Source organism: Rhodosalinus sp. FB01 (assembly GCF_041365715.1).
Classification (GTDB): domain Bacteria; phylum Pseudomonadota; class Alphaproteobacteria; order Rhodobacterales; family Rhodobacteraceae; genus Rhodosalinus.
The window spans coordinates 24,373-37,511 of record NZ_JBGFSH010000008.1 but is presented as its reverse complement, the minus strand read 5'-3'; the positions used below and the strand labels follow the sequence as shown (position 1 = coordinate 37,511).

Here is a 13,139-nt window from a genome sequence, read left to right as displayed (position 1 = left end):
CGTTTCCGTATCCCCTTGATCCAATCGACCCGAGGGAGGCCCGACGCATGCTCAAGCGCAAGTTCGACAAGTCCCGGCTGCCGAGCCGCCACGTGACCGAAGGCCCGGCGCGCGCGCCGCATCGGTCCTACTACTACGCCATGGGCATGTCCGAGGAGGAGATCCACCAGCCGCTGGTGGGCGTGGCAACCTGCTGGAACGAGGCGGCGCCCTGCAACATCGCGCTCTCCCGCCAGGCGCAGGCGGTGAAGATGGGCGTGAGTCAGGGCGAGGGCACCCCGCGCGAGTTCACCACAATCACCGTCACCGACGGCATCGCCATGGGCCATGAGGGGATGCGCTCCTCGCTCGCCTCGCGGGAGGCCATCGCCGACACGGTCGAACTTACAATGCGCGGGCACTGCTACGACGCGCTCGTGGGGCTTGCGGGCTGCGACAAGTCGCTTCCCGGCATGATGATGGCGATGGTGCGCCTCAACGTGCCCTCGGTCTTCATCTATGGCGGCTCGATCCTGCCGGGGCGGCTCGACGGCAAGGACGTGACCGTGCAGGACGTGTTCGAGGCGGTGGGCCGTCACCAGGCGGGCGACTACTCCGACGAGCAGCTCGCGGTGCTGGAGCGCGTGGCCTGCCCCTCGGCGGGGGCTTGCGGCGGGCAGTTCACCGCCAACACCATGGCCTGCGTTTCCGAGGCGATGGGCCTCGCGCTGCCCAACTCCTCCGGCGCGCCCGCGCCCTATGAAAGCCGCGACCAGTACGGCGAGGCCTCGGGCCGCGCCGTCATGGACCTGCTGGAAAAGAACATCCGCGCCCGCGACATCGTCACGCTCAAGTCGCTTCAGAACGCCGCGCGGGTGGTGGCGTGCACGGGCGGGTCGACCAATGCCGGGCTGCACCTGCCGGCCATCGCCCACGAGGCCGGGATCGATTTCTTCCTAGACGACGTGTGCGAGATCTTCCGCGACACGCCCTATTTCGTGGACCTGAAGCCCGGCGGCCAGTTCGTCGCCAAGGATCTCTACGAGGCGGGCGGCGTGCCCGTGGTGATGAAGGAGCTGCGCAAGGCGGGGCTTCTGCACGAGGACTGCCTGACCGTCACGGGCCGCTCCATCGGCGAGGAGCTTGACCTGGTCGAGCGCGAGGCGGACGGCCGCGTGGTCCATCCCGTCGCGACGCCGATCACCGCAACCGGGGGCGTGGTCGGGCTGAAGGGCAACCTCGCGCCGCAGGGCGCGATCGTGAAGGTGGCCGGCATGGCCGCGGAAGAACAGCGCTTCACCGGCCCGGCGCGCGTCTTCGAATGCGAGGAGGACGCCTTCGCCGCCGTCAAGGCGCGCGAATACGAGGAGGGCGAGGTGATCGTCATCCGCAACGAGGGACCTGCCGGCGGGCCGGGGATGCGCGAGATGCTCGCCACCACCGCCGCGCTGTCCGGGCAGGGCATGGGCAAGAAGGTCGCGCTCATCACCGACGGGCGCTTCTCGGGCGCCACACGTGGCTTCTGCGTCGGCCATGTGGGTCCCGAAGCCGCCCATGGCGGGCCGATCGCGCTGATCCGGAACGGCGACATGATCACCATCGACGCGATCGGGGGTGAGTTGAGCGTGGATGTCTCCGACGAGGAACTGAAGGCGCGGCGTGACGCGTGGCAGGGCCCGCGCGCGACGATTTACGCCTCCGGCGCGCTGTGGAAATACGCGCAGATCGTGGGCGAGACCTACAAGGGCGCGGTCACGCATCCGGGCGGCAAAGCCGAAAAGCATGTCTACATGGACCTCTAGAGCCGGCGCTCTCGCCGCGCTCGGGGCTGTCGCGTTGGTGTCGGCCGGGGGGTGCACGGCCCCCGGCGGCGCCGGTTCCGCGCCGCGAGAGGTCACGGTCGCCCGCGGGGCGCTCGTCGTCGTCGCGCCGCCCGGCTATTGCATCGACGAGAGCGCGACGCGCGACAGCGAGGCGGCAAGCTTCGTGCTGATCGCGAGTTGCGCGAGCCTTGCCTCCGGTCGTGTTCGGGGGCCGGCGGTCGCGCCCGCGCTGGTGACGGTCACCGTCTCGGCGCGGGACCCCGCGCTGGCCGAGCCCGACGCCCGCGCCCTCGCCGCGGCGTCAGGGGCCAAGCGTGTGCTGGCGATGCGCCAGGCCGGGGCGCTGGCGCTCGTTCATCTGGGCGAGGGCGGTGACGCGGCGCTGCCCGGCGGCGATCCCCGGCATTGGCGCGGGGCCACCGTCGAGGCCGGCCGCGTCATCGGCCTCGCCGCCTACGCGCCGCTAGGCAGCCCCGTGGCGGGGGAAGAGGGCGGCACGCTTCTTGCGGGCGTGGCCGCGCGGCTTCGCGCCGGCCCTGCTCCGGCCACCGCCACGGCCCCGGACACCGCCCCGCCCGGTGGCGGGCCCTTCGCGGCGATCCGGGATTTGTTCACCTGACGCGTATTTTGCGCTATCAGGAGCGGTGGAATTCCTCCCGGGGGAACGGCATGGCGAGCGATGGCGGCATTCTGGACGGGCTGGCGCGGCGGCGGTCGCTGCGCGCCTGGACGCGTGCCGCACGCGGCGCCGAAGACGCCGCGCTTCCCGATCTTCGCCGGCAGATCGACGCGGCGCGCGGTCTGCGCGCGCAACTCGACCGGCTGATCCACACCGGCGAGGCGCGGCTCGCCGGTTCGGCCGCCGGTGACGCGGTGCCGCAGTCACGGCCCGGCACCGACTGGTGGTGGCGTCCGGAAATATGGAACGGGCCGCTGGACGCGCCGGGCATGGCGTCGGTGCCGGCGGGCAGCGCGCTCGGCGCGCAGGCGCGGCTTTTCCACGACTGCCCGCGCGCCGAGATCGCGTTGCGCCAGGTCCGCAACCGCTGCGCGGCGGGCCTTGCGCCCTACGCCCTGCAGGCCGATGTTTTCGGCTTCGACGGCAGCTATCTGTCCCTCGCGCTGGAGGTGCCGGACGCCGCGGCGCAGGGGCTGCAGAAGCGGCACGTCATCGCCGTGGAGGCCGCCATCGAAACCGAGCGTCCGCTCGAGGTGTTCGTCCGGCTGAACATCCGGCACGGTCCCAACACCGAGCAACTTGTCCGGGAGGTGACGCCGGGGGCGGACCCCGCCGTCGCCGAGTTCGATCTTGCCTACACCCGCCTCAACGATCGCCGGACGGAGCGGCTCTGGGTCGACCTGATCTTCGAGCGGCCGGCCATGACGCAGATCGTCCTGCGCGACGTCACGATGTCGCGCAGGGTCCGCGCGCAGATCTGAGGGGCAGCCCATGTCCACGCTGACCGTGACGAAGACCCGGCTTTCCGGCGGCCTGTGGGAGGGCCTCGTGTCCGGCGCGTCGGCCCCGCCCGAGATCGAGGTGCTGCACGACGCCCGCCCCGTCGAAGGCGTGCGGCTGGAACAGTCCGCCGAGGACGGCGCGCTCTGGCGGCTCAGCGTGCCGGTGCCGGCCGCCGCGATCGCCGACGGGGTGCAGACCTTCGTCATCCGGGACGGGGCAAGCGGTGAGACGCTGGAAAGCTTCTGCATTCTCGCGGGCGAAGCGCTCGACCACGACATCCGCGCCGAGATCGCGCTGCTGCGCGAGGAGCTGGATCTGCTGAAGCGGGCCTTCCGCCGTCACTGCCGCGACGGCGCATGAAAAACCCCCGCGCCGGGGCGCGGGGGGCGATGGGATCCGGTTCAGGCGAGCGGTGTCACTCGCCCTTCTTCGCCCGGGCCTTGACGGGCGCCCAGAGGCGCTTGTTGGTGAGGTAAAGCAGCACGGTCAGGATGGTCAGGAACAGCACCCCGGTGAAGCCGGCCTGCTTGCGTTCCATCATCTTGGGCTCGGCCGTCCACATCAGGAAGGCGGCCACGTCCTTCGCCATCTGCTCTTCCGTCGCGGGCGTGCCGTCCGCGTACTCCACCGCACCTTCGTAAAGCGGCGGGGCCATGTTGATCCAGCCGCCGTCGATCACCGTGTTCTCGTAGAGCACGGCGCCGGCCTCCACCTTGTCCTCTCCAGTGTAGCCGAGGAGCAGCGACGCGGTGTATTCCGCACCACCCATGCCCTTGAAGAGCTGCGCGATGCCGGTGCCGTAGGGGCCGCTGAAGCCCGCCCGGGCCTTGGCCATCAGCGAAAGGTCGGGCGCGCCCTGCGTCTCGTTCGCCGGGAAGTGGTCCGTCGGCCGCAGCGGGCGCAGGTCGCCGGTTTCGTCATCCACGAGTTCGGGATTCGAGGCCGCGTCGATGACCATGAACTGCTCGGCGTAGGCGCGAACCTGATCCGCCGGCATGCCCGGGCCGGTCTCGCTGGTGAGAGTGCGGATCGGCACATGTTCCAGCCCGTGGCACGCGGAACAGACCTGAGTATAGACCTGCAGGCCGCGCTGGAGCTGCGCCTGGTCGTAGGTTCCGAACGGCCCCTCGAAGGAGAAGGCGAAATCCTGCACATCCCCGGCGCCACCGGCGGCGAAAGCGCCGGTGGCTGCGAGCGACAGGGCCGCGGAGGCTGCGAGTTTCTTCAGCATGTCGTTTGCGTCCTTTCTCACTCGGCCGGCTGGGCGGCGGGCTTGGCCGTGCCTTCGTCGGACGAGAGATGGGCCTTGAAATCCTCCTCGATGGTCGCCGGCTGCGGTTGCGGCTTCTCCAGCACGCCCAGGAGCGGCAGGATCACGAGGAAGAAGGCGAACCAGTAGGTGGCGCCGATCAGGGCGATGACCGGGTAGATGCCTTCCGCCGGCATCGCGCCCGCCCACATCAGCACGAAGAAGTCGACGCAGAAGAGCGCGAACCACCACTTGAACATCGGCCGGTAGCGGCCCGACCGCACGTTCGACGTGTCGAGCCAAGGCACCAGCGCGACCACGATGATCGAGCCGAACATCGCCAGCACGCCGAAGAACTTGGCGTCGATGATGCCGCCGGTGATGAAGCTCGTGAACTGGACGATCCAGACCGAGTCGTCGAAGGCGCGCAGGATCGCGTAGAAGGGCAGGAAGTACCACTCCGGAACGATGTGCGCCGGGGTCACCAGCGGGTCGGCCTCGATGTAGTTGTCGGGGTGGCCGAGGTAGTTCGGCATGAAGCCGACGATGGCGAAGAAGATGATGAAGATCACGCCAAGCGCGAACAGGTCCTTCATCACGAAGTAGGGCCAGAAGGGAACGGTGTCCTTCTCGGCTTCCGCCTTCGAGGTGCGCCGCACCTCCACGCCGGTGGGGTTGTTGTTACCCGTGGTGTGGAAGGCCCAGATGTGGACGATCACGAGGCCGGCGATGATGAACGGCATCAGGTAGTGCAGCGAGAAGAACCGCTGCAGCGTCGCGTTGCCGACGGCCGGGCCGCCCTGCAGCCAGACCAGCAGCGAATCGCCGATGAACGGGATCGCGCCGAAGAGGCCGGTGATCACGGTGGCGCCCCAGAACGACATCTGGCCCCACGGCAGCACGTAGCCCATGAAGGCCGTCGCCATCATCAGCAGGTAGATCAGGATACCGATGATCCAGGTGATCTCGCGCGGCGCCTTGTAGGACCCGTAGTAGAGCCCGCGGGCGATGTGCGCGTAGACGGCGACGAAGAACAGCGAGGCGCCGTTCATGTGCAGATACCGCAGGAAGTGCCCGCCGTTCACGTTGCGCATGATGTGCTCGACGCTGGCGAAGGCCATGTCGGCATGCGGCGTGTAGTGCATCACGAGCACGATGCCGGTGATGATCTGCAACGCCAGCGTGAAGGTCAGGACGATGCCCCAGATCCACATCCAGTTCAGGTTGATGGGCGTGGGGATCTTGATCGTGTCGTAGAGCAGGGCCGCGATGGGCAGACGGCGGTGAAGCCACTTTTCGCCATCGCTCCGCGGCTCGTAGTGGTCGTGCGGGATACCAGACATTGGTGCGTCTCCTTACCCGAGCTTGATCGTGGTCTCGTCGGCGAATTCGGCGACGGGGATGTGAAGGTTTTCGGGCGCGGGCCCCTTCCGGATGCGGCCGGCGCCGTCGTAGTGCGAGCCGTGGCAGGGGCAGAACCAGCCGTTGAAGTCGCCGGCGCCGTCACCGATGGGAACGCAGCCGAGATGGGTGCAGACGCCGATCTGCACCAGCCACTCGCCACCTTCGTCCAGCGTGCGGTTTTCGTCCGTCGCGGCCGTGTCGCCCTGAATGTTGGGGTTGCGGGCCTCCCGGTCGATCAGCGTGCTGACCTCCACCTGGCGTTCCGCCTCGATCTCCTCGGGGGTGCGGCGGCGGATGAACACCGGCTTGCCCAGGTATTTCACGGTCAGCTGCGTTCCGGGCTCGACGCCCGACACATCGACGCGGATCGTCGAGAGTGCCTGGACGTCGGCCGAGGGGTTCATCTGGTCGACGAGGGGCCAGATCGCGGCGCCTGCGGCCACGGCCCCGGCGCCCGCCGTTGCGTAATAGAGGAAATCCCTCCGGCTGCTGTCGTGGTCTTCGGCGTGGGACACGTCGTCATCTCCTTGCTTGGGCCGGCCATGGCCCTTGGAATGGTCATGCCACCAGGGAGCTTGCGCAAGCCCCCGCGGTCGAGGGGTTATTTAGCGGGGTGGCGTCCCCCCGTCCAGCGCAACCCAACCCGCCATCGGCCGGGAGCGCCGATTGGTCGCGGGTCAGCCCGCCCGCCAGGACGGTTGAGCCCGCCCGCGAGGAGGCGTAAAGAACGGGCACCCCGCGGTCCCCCGCGGTAGATAGCGAGGTACAAGCGAATGCAACGGTGGACGATCGCCCTCGGCGCGGCCCTTTCGGGGCTCTTGTCGATGCCCGCTGCCGCGGAGACGGAACTCGGCCTCTACATCGGCTGGCAGACATTGCCGCACAGCCGTGTCGAGGGCAGCGACCCGGACGCGGGCGCGTTTTCCCGCACCATCGGCTGGGACGGAAAGTCGTTCGACATCCCGCCCTACTATGGCGGGCGCGTCACGTTCTGGCGGACCGAGAGTTTCGGCTGGGGCTTCGCGGCGACCCATACCAAGGCCTACATGCCCGACTCGGCCCGCGCAGCCCTCGGCTTCGACCGTTTCGAGCTGACCGACGGGCACAACATCGTCACCGTGAACGCGCAGCGCCGCTGGAAGGACATGTGGGGCGGTGTCACGCCCTATCTCGGTGCGGGTGTCGGGGTCGCGATCCCGCATGTCGACGTGCAGGCCAGCGCCGGCGGGCCGCGCACCTACGGCTACCAGCTCACGGGGCCGGCCGTGCGCCTTTTCGCGGGCGCGAGCTACGACCTCACCGAAAGCTGGGCGGCCTTCGGCGAATACCAGTTCACCGCGTCGTGGAACGACGTCGATCTCGACAGCGGCGGCTCTTTCGAAACCGACCTCTACACCAACGCGATCAATGTCGGCGTGAGCTACAAGTTCTGAGGCGGCGCGTCAGGCCGGGCGCGTGGCCCGCATCGCCGCGCGCTCGCCGAACACCGCGTACCAGTCGTCGAGCGCGCCGCGCCCGGCCCGCCAGGGCCTGTCGGGGTGACGGAAGTCGAGGTAGCCCAGCGCGCAGCCCAGCGCGATCTGCCCCATGTCGAGGCGGCCTGCCAGATGGCTCATCCAGCGCGCCTCCAGCGTGTCGAGCGCGCGCGCTATCTTGCCCCACTGGCCCTCGATCCAGTCCTCGGAGCGGTGCGGCTCGGGCCGGAAACGGTGCTCGTAGACGATCAGCACCGCGGCATCCATGATCCCGTCGGCCGTCGCCTCGAGCGTGAGCGTCTCCCAGAGCCGCGCGTCGGGATAGAGCCCTGCGCCCGCACGCGCATCGAGCCAGCGGCAGATGACCCGGCTGTCGTAAAGCGCGGGGCCGTCTTCCCGGATCAGCGCAGGAATCTTGCCCAGGGGATTGTGGGAGGTGATCGCCGGGTCGGGCGCGAGGGCGGAGGCCGCGACGTTCACCTCCTCGACATCGTCGGCGAGGCCGGCCTCGATCACGCAGACGCGGACCTTTCGGGCGAAGGGGGAGGGCGGGGCGGTGAGAAGCTGCATTGCGATGCTCCCGTGGCGTCGCGCGAAGCCTAGGCGTGCGGCAAAGCGGTGTCCATCACGCGCGGCGGACCCGCGGCGCGTCAGGCCGCCCGGAGGCGCGCGCCGTCGTCGCCCTCGATCGTCGCGGAGACGATCGCGCCCTCGGGCCGATCCTCGGCGAAGCTCACCTCGGTGAACTGTTCGGTGCGGCCGAGGCGCGGATGCTCCATGAGAACGTCGTGGCGGCGGCCGTGCTGCGCCGCGAGATGCGCCGCGACGCGCGCCGCGCCTGCTGCCCGCAGGCGCCGCGCGCGGTCCTTGATGGCGCGCGCGTCCACCTGCGGCATGCGGGCGGCGGGGGTTCCGGGGCGCGGCGAGTAGGGAAAGACGTGCAGCCAGGTGAGGCCGCACTCCTCCACCAGCCGCACCGCGTTCTCGAAATGCGCCTCGGTCTCAGTGGGAAAGCCCGCGATGATGTCGGCACCGAACGTCATCTCGGGGCGCAGCCTCCGCGCCTCCTCGCAGAAGCGGATCGCGTCGTCGCGCAGGTGCCGGCGCTTCATCCGCTTCAGGATCAGGTCGTCGCCGTGCTGAAGCGAGAGGTGAAGATGTGGCATCAGCCGCGGCTCGGTCGCGATCGCCTGCATGAGGCTCTCGTCCGCCTCGATCGAATCGATCGAGGAAAGCCGGAGCCGCGGCAGATCCGGCACGAGCTTCAGGATGCGCAGCACCAGATCGCCGAGGCGCGGCGCCGCGGGCAGGTCCGCGCCCCAGCTCGTGAGGTCGACGCCGGTCAGCACCACCTCGTTGTAGCCCGCCTCCACCAGCCGCGCGATCTGGTCCACGACGACACCCGCCGGCACCGACCGGGAATTCCCGCGTCCGAAAGGGATGATGCAGAAGGTGCAGCGATGGTCGCAGCCGTTCTGGATCTGGACATAGGCGCGCGAGCGGGTGCCGAACCCGTCGATCAGGTGCCCCGCCGTCTCGCGCACGGACATGATGTCGTCCACCTGCACGCGCTCGGTCTGGCCCACGAAGTCTGCGGCGAGACCCGCCCAGGTCTCGGCGCGCATCTTCTCGGCGTTGCCGATCACCGCGTCCACCTCGCCCATCGCGGCGAAGGTCCCGGGCTCGGTCTGCGCGGCGCAGCCGGTGACGATCAGCCGCGCCTCGGGGTGCTCGCGGCGCAGGCGCCGAATCTCCTGCCGTGCCTTGCGCACGGCTTCCGCCGTCACCGCGCAGGTGTTGACGCCCACCGCGTCGCCGAGGCCGGCCGCGGCGGAGAGTTCCTTCATCGCCTCCGTCTCGTAGGCGTTGAGCCGGCAGCCGAGCGTGGTGAAACGGGGCGCACTCATCCCGCCTCCTCCAGGAAGTCGGGCGTCAGCGTGCCCGAGAACACGTGCATCGTGGGCCCCGTCATCCACACGCCGTCCTCGCGCCAGTCGATCCCGATCTCGCCGCCGTCCAGCACCAGCGTCACGCGCCGCCCGGTCAGCCCGCGCCGCGCGGCCGCCACGGCCACGGCGCAGGACGAGGAGCCGGAGGCCAGCGTGATGCCCGTGCCGCGTTCCCAGACCCGCATCCGCAGCCGGTCCGGCGCGATCACGCTGGCCACCTGCACGTTCGCGCGCTCGGGAAAGAGCGGGTGCGTCTCGTAGCGGGGGCCGAACTGCGCGAGCGGCACGGCCTCCGCGTCCTCCACGAAGAAGGTGCAGTGCGGGTTGCCCATGCTGGTGGCCGTGGGCGCGCCCTCGATCGGCAGTTCCAGCGTGTCCATGGCCTCGGCGAGCGGGATGTCGCGCCAGTCGGTGCCGGGGGCGCCCATGTTGACGGAAGTGAGGCCGCCGCCCGCGTCCACGGCCTCCAGAACCCCGTGCGCCGTGGCGAGGCGAAGCCGGTCGCGCCCCGTCTCCTCCATCAGATGCCGCGCGATGCAGCGCGTGGCGTTGCCGCAGGCCGCCGAGGGCGAGCCGTCGGCATTGAGGAACTCGAGCCGCGCGTCGGCGTTCTCGCCCGGGTGGATGACGGCGAGCTGGTCGAAGCCCACGCCGCGGTGCCGGTCCGCGAGCGCGCGCGCAAGCGCCGGCGACGGCGCGCCCCCGCCCTGCCGCGCATCGAGCACCACGAAATCGTTGCCGAGCCCGTGCATCTTCATGAACGGCTGGCCGGGAGTTGCGCCTTGACCCATGCGCGCGGATATAATCGGAGCGCCGCGGCGAATCCAGAGCACCGCGGCACGGGCGGCTATTTTCGGGGTTGACCCCTCCGAACGCGATTCATACACACACGCCTCGTGGGCCGTTAGCTCAGTTGGTAGAGCAACTGACTTTTAATCAGTGGGTCGCAGGTTCGAATCCTGCACGGCTCACCACTTCAACCGATTGAGATAAAACCGTAAACGCGCTTCCGACTACGAGGGCGCGGTTTGCATTTTGCAACGATTTTGCAACACAGTGGTGTGGGGGTGCTGTAGAGCCCAATGGCACTGCGGTTCGGCATGTTCGTGCCTGCCCTTAGCCCGGTCTCATCTATGTCGTTGAATTTGGAGTCTTTTTCAGTGCGGTCTAACCATCTGATAAACATTGGTTTTCCGTTTACAGATTCCACGACTGCATGTAAACTGTAATCAACTAAGGGAGGCGACACACATGCCGGATGACGGTCTGCGCTTCGCGCACAAGCCTCGGGATGGAGAAGTCATCGCATCGAAGCACCATAAGTCTCGCTATCAAGCACCAAGATCGCAGCACGAGATTTGGCTGTCCGAAGCGCTTGCGTGCACCGACCGGCTGGGGCGGGCGAAGCAGATGTCGTTGATTCCGGAGGCACAGCCTGAGCGCCCTGCTGGCGACATGCGTGTGTTTTATTCGGGTCGGCTTGATCTTCTGCAGAAGCCGTGCGTCGCGGTGGTCGGCACCCGCAAGCTAAGTGAGCCAGGTGTGAAGCGAACTCACCGCCTCGCGCGCGAATTGGTGGAAGCGGGCGTTACTGTTGTTTCGGGTCTTGCTCAGGGCGTCGACACGGTCGCCCACACGACGGCCATCGAAGCTGGAGGCGGGACGATTGCAGTGATCGGAACGCCACTGGACAAGGCATACCCGGCGGAAAACGCACGCTTGCAGGAGACCATCTACCGCGACCACCTCCTGGTCTCGCAGTTTGCCAACGGTACCAAGGTGTATCGGTCAAGCTTCCCCGCGCGCAACAAACTGATGGCGACGCTATCTGATGCGACAGTGATCATGGAGGCGTCCGACACCTCAGGAACGCTTCATCAAGCCGCAGAATGCACGCGCTTGGGTCGCTGGCTCTTCATCGCGCGCTCTGTCGTCGATGATCCGAAGTTGTCTTGGCCAGCAAAATTCTTGAAACAGTCCAATTGTGTGGTGCTCGACAACGTGTCCGATATTTTGGAACGTGTTGCTGCTCGATAAGGAGTTTTTCGTGCCGCTGACCGTCGTGCCGATGGTCCAGTATCTCACTCAGCCAGTCGAGGAGATGCGGGATCAAGACTACAAATCCTTGTCTATTGCCAAGGCAGTAAAGGGACGTGAACCGGGTGGGAGAGCCAAGTCGATGCGACTGGGCGACAAGACCTACAGTTTTGGTCCCGGTGATCCCGCTGGCGCAATTGACCTGTGGACCGCATGGGCGGTAAACGTGATCAGCGGTGCTATGAACCCTCCGAACGGGCAACTTGTTATCGTTCCGGTCCCAAACTCACAAGCGACAACCGCTGATAATGATGATTTCCGAACTTGGGAACTAGCCCGTCGTATCGCTGCGGCTATCGGCGAAAACGTGCAGGCGCTTGATGAACTCCGCTGGAGTGAAGTGATGCCAAAGGCAAGCGAAGGCGGGCCGCGCCAAGCATATGACCTCTTCCCGAAATTGCATTGCACGCTCAAGAACGATCCCGGAGTCGACCGAATTTTGCTCGACGACGTGATGACGAGTGGAGGGCACCTCCAAGCCAGCGCCGCTCGTATCAAAGCCTCCGGCGCGGCCGTTGAGGCGGCGATTGTATGCGGACGCACCATGCATGTGCAGGTGACCAATCCATTTTCGATGCCAATAGAGAAACTCTCAGACTTCGATCCCGACGATCCCTTTGGATTTGGTGCGCTGTTTGGCGAGGTGGAATAGTGGGACTAAGCGAGTTTGGCGCCGGCTCTTATTGACGGACGGACAGAGCCGCCCGCAACTCGTCGACCGTCCACCAGGGCCGCGCCGCGTGCACCATCCGATGGCAGTTCGCGCAAAGCAGCACGAGGTCGGCCAGTTTGGTCGTCTCGCCCGCAGCCAGTTCCGACACAGGCTTGGTGTGATGGCATTCGATAAAGCCGTCTCCGCGCTCGCCGTAGGTGGCCTGGAAGTCGAAGCCGCACGCCTCGCAGCATAGGTGCCCGTGCTGCTTCAGGAAGGATGCCTTCTTGCGCTTCACGATGGCCGCGTTCCGCTCCCGATACCGGTGCATCCGGGTTAGGAGTTGTCCCTCGGCGGCTTCTGTCAAATCGTCCTCGGGCAGCACGGGCGCATCATCCGCCGTTGCGGCCTGCGTCACGTCGAGGATCGAAGCCACCACCTTTTTCAGCGCCGCCGGATTGTCGGCAAATTCCGCCCAGACGACTTCTTCGAGCTTGTTTCCCCGGCTCAGACCTTTGGTGTCATGGTTCGGGTCATGGGCGCGGAAGTTCAAAAGTTTCATCGAAACGCCGTTGGCGTTGCGGAGAGTGTCTGAGCCTGTCAGGCCCAATGCCTTTGCGACCTGGCTGATCTTGGCCGTCAGGTCGAGCACGCCTTCGCCGGTGGGCGAAAAGTAGTCGTCCGGATTGCGTAGGTAATAGTCGAGCGCGACGAGAAGCTCGTCACGGGTCCAGGGCGGGTTGCGCTTCGTTTCAGCCATACCAGGACAATAGGGTCAGGACCCTTTAACCACAATCTGCCAGTTGACGGTATAGCAGGCATAGGTGCTGGACGCAGCAACCGGCGGCTCCGAGTCCAAACTAACCGCGTTGGCCGAAGAATGCTTTGCAGATGCAGCATGGGTGCGCCTGGGTCACGTCCGTCAAGCTGGTGTAACTTCCCGGATGGCCTGAGGAGCGCCGCGACGCGTCAACCGGGGTTACCCTTTCCATGGGCGCGGTTCGCCATGAGAGCTGGTTTGGTTCTCATCAGCATCTCTCTCACGCTCA

The 13,139-nt window shown here is 67.3% G+C and carries 14 protein-coding genes and 1 tRNA gene; 8 read left to right on the top strand and 7 right to left on the bottom strand.

What is annotated here, in order from left to right; genetic code table 11:
- Nucleotides 1-47 precede the first annotated feature (47 nt).
- The 4 genes from ilvD to AB6A65_RS12275 are packed head-to-tail and all read left to right on the top strand — an operon-like array spanning nucleotide 48 to nucleotide 3,624.
- A complete protein-coding gene (gene ilvD, locus AB6A65_RS12290) occupies nucleotides 48-1,781 on the top strand; it encodes a dihydroxy-acid dehydratase (RefSeq protein WP_371038681.1) in 1,734 nt (577 codons plus the stop codon).
- A complete protein-coding gene (locus AB6A65_RS12285) occupies nucleotides 1,762-2,421 on the top strand; it encodes a dihydroxy-acid dehydratase (RefSeq protein ID WP_371038680.1) in 660 nt (219 codons plus the stop codon). Before ilvD ends, AB6A65_RS12285 begins: the two co-directional genes overlap by 20 nt.
- Before the next feature lie 50 nt (nucleotides 2,422-2,471).
- Nucleotides 2,472-3,242: a DUF6478 family protein gene (locus AB6A65_RS12280; protein WP_371038679.1), complete on the top strand. Its 771-nt coding sequence runs from the start codon at nucleotides 2,472-2,474 to the stop codon at nucleotides 3,240-3,242.
- 10 nt (nucleotides 3,243-3,252) lie between these two features.
- Nucleotides 3,253-3,624, top strand: coding sequence for a hypothetical protein (locus tag AB6A65_RS12275; protein WP_371038678.1), 372 nt, complete (start codon nucleotides 3,253-3,255; stop codon nucleotides 3,622-3,624).
- A 55-nt stretch (nucleotides 3,625-3,679) separates the two neighbouring features.
- Here the strand turns inward: AB6A65_RS12275 and AB6A65_RS12270 are convergent, their stop codons facing one another.
- From AB6A65_RS12270 to petA, 3 genes are read right to left on the bottom strand one after another with little or no spacing between them, the layout of a single operon-like run.
- Entirely contained in the window at nucleotides 3,680-4,495 is an 816-nt protein-coding gene (locus AB6A65_RS12270; RefSeq protein WP_371038677.1) for a cytochrome c1, read from the bottom strand.
- A 17-nt stretch (nucleotides 4,496-4,512) separates the two neighbouring features.
- On the bottom strand, nucleotides 4,513-5,856 hold the full coding sequence (locus AB6A65_RS12265; RefSeq protein WP_371038676.1) for a cytochrome bc complex cytochrome b subunit: 1,344 nt from the start codon (nucleotides 5,854-5,856) through the stop codon (nucleotides 4,513-4,515).
- 12 nt (nucleotides 5,857-5,868) lie between these two features.
- Complete coding sequence (petA, locus tag AB6A65_RS12260; protein WP_371038675.1) at nucleotides 5,869-6,432, bottom strand: ubiquinol-cytochrome c reductase iron-sulfur subunit; 564 nt, start codon at nucleotides 6,430-6,432, stop codon at nucleotides 5,869-5,871.
- A 258-nt stretch (nucleotides 6,433-6,690) separates the two neighbouring features.
- On the opposite strand from petA, the gene AB6A65_RS12255 reads away from it, so the two are divergent.
- Nucleotides 6,691-7,350, top strand: a complete 660-nt coding sequence (locus AB6A65_RS12255) for an outer membrane protein (RefSeq protein WP_371038674.1) — start codon at nucleotides 6,691-6,693, stop codon at nucleotides 7,348-7,350.
- 9 nt (nucleotides 7,351-7,359) lie between these two features.
- Here the strand turns inward: AB6A65_RS12255 and AB6A65_RS12250 are convergent, their stop codons facing one another.
- The 3 genes from AB6A65_RS12250 to dapF all read right to left on the bottom strand — a co-directional run bounded on the left by AB6A65_RS12250 (nucleotide 7,360) and on the right by dapF (nucleotide 10,099).
- Entirely contained in the window at nucleotides 7,360-7,962 is a 603-nt protein-coding gene (locus AB6A65_RS12250) for a glutathione S-transferase (protein WP_371038673.1), read from the bottom strand.
- An 80-nt stretch (nucleotides 7,963-8,042) separates the two neighbouring features.
- Entirely contained in the window at nucleotides 8,043-9,299 is a 1,257-nt protein-coding gene (mtaB, locus tag AB6A65_RS12245) for a tRNA (N(6)-L-threonylcarbamoyladenosine(37)-C(2))-methylthiotransferase MtaB (RefSeq protein WP_371038672.1), read from the bottom strand.
- Complete coding sequence (dapF, locus tag AB6A65_RS12240; RefSeq protein ID WP_371038671.1) at nucleotides 9,296-10,099, bottom strand: diaminopimelate epimerase; 804 nt, start codon at nucleotides 10,097-10,099, stop codon at nucleotides 9,296-9,298. Before dapF ends, mtaB begins: the two co-directional genes overlap by 4 nt.
- Before the next feature lie 140 nt (nucleotides 10,100-10,239).
- Between dapF and AB6A65_RS12235 the strand changes: the two genes are divergently transcribed.
- The 3 genes from AB6A65_RS12235 (at nucleotide 10,240) to AB6A65_RS12225 (ending at nucleotide 12,090) form a co-directional block, all read left to right on the top strand.
- Nucleotides 10,240-10,315 (top strand) — tRNA-Lys (locus AB6A65_RS12235).
- Between the two features lie 277 nt (nucleotides 10,316-10,592).
- Nucleotides 10,593-11,378 (top strand): DNA-processing protein DprA, encoded by a 786-nt coding sequence (locus tag AB6A65_RS12230; RefSeq protein ID WP_371038670.1) that lies wholly within the window; start codon nucleotides 10,593-10,595, stop codon nucleotides 11,376-11,378.
- Nucleotides 11,379-11,388: 10 nt separating this feature from the next.
- A complete protein-coding gene (locus AB6A65_RS12225; protein ID WP_371038669.1) occupies nucleotides 11,389-12,090 on the top strand; it encodes a hypothetical protein in 702 nt (233 codons plus the stop codon).
- A 28-nt stretch (nucleotides 12,091-12,118) separates the two neighbouring features.
- Here AB6A65_RS12225 and AB6A65_RS12220 read toward each other — a convergent pair whose 3' ends face one another.
- Nucleotides 12,119-12,850: an HNH endonuclease gene (locus AB6A65_RS12220; protein WP_371038668.1), complete on the bottom strand. Its 732-nt coding sequence runs from the start codon at nucleotides 12,848-12,850 to the stop codon at nucleotides 12,119-12,121.
- Nucleotides 12,851-13,139 lie beyond the last annotated feature (289 nt).

Excerpts from the sequence above, each read along its gene's own strand:
- ilvD (WP_371038681.1), top strand. The coding sequence starts at position 48 with ATGCTCAAGCGCAAGTTCGACAAGTCCCGGCTGCCGAGCCGCCACGTG.
- AB6A65_RS12285 (WP_371038680.1), top strand. The coding sequence starts at position 1,762 with ATGTCTACATGGACCTCTAGAGCCGGCGCTCTCGCCGCGCTCGGGGCT.
- AB6A65_RS12280 (WP_371038679.1), top strand. The coding sequence starts at position 2,472 with ATGGCGAGCGATGGCGGCATTCTGGACGGGCTGGCGCGGCGGCGGTCG.
- AB6A65_RS12275 (WP_371038678.1), top strand. The coding sequence starts at position 3,253 with ATGTCCACGCTGACCGTGACGAAGACCCGGCTTTCCGGCGGCCTGTGG.
- AB6A65_RS12270 (WP_371038677.1), bottom strand. The coding sequence starts at position 4,495 with ATGCTGAAGAAACTCGCAGCCTCCGCGGCCCTGTCGCTCGCAGCCACC.
- AB6A65_RS12265 (WP_371038676.1), bottom strand. The coding sequence starts at position 5,856 with ATGTCTGGTATCCCGCACGACCACTACGAGCCGCGGAGCGATGGCGAA.
- AB6A65_RS12255 (WP_371038674.1), top strand. The coding sequence starts at position 6,691 with ATGCAACGGTGGACGATCGCCCTCGGCGCGGCCCTTTCGGGGCTCTTG.
- AB6A65_RS12250 (WP_371038673.1), bottom strand. The coding sequence starts at position 7,962 with ATGCAGCTTCTCACCGCCCCGCCCTCCCCCTTCGCCCGAAAGGTCCGC.
- mtaB (WP_371038672.1), bottom strand. The coding sequence starts at position 9,299 with ATGAGTGCGCCCCGTTTCACCACGCTCGGCTGCCGGCTCAACGCCTAC.
- dapF (WP_371038671.1), bottom strand. The coding sequence starts at position 10,099 with ATGAAGATGCACGGGCTCGGCAACGATTTCGTGGTGCTCGATGCGCGG.
- AB6A65_RS12230 (WP_371038670.1), top strand. The coding sequence starts at position 10,593 with ATGCCGGATGACGGTCTGCGCTTCGCGCACAAGCCTCGGGATGGAGAA.
- AB6A65_RS12220 (WP_371038668.1), bottom strand. The coding sequence starts at position 12,850 with ATGGCTGAAACGAAGCGCAACCCGCCCTGGACCCGTGACGAGCTTCTC.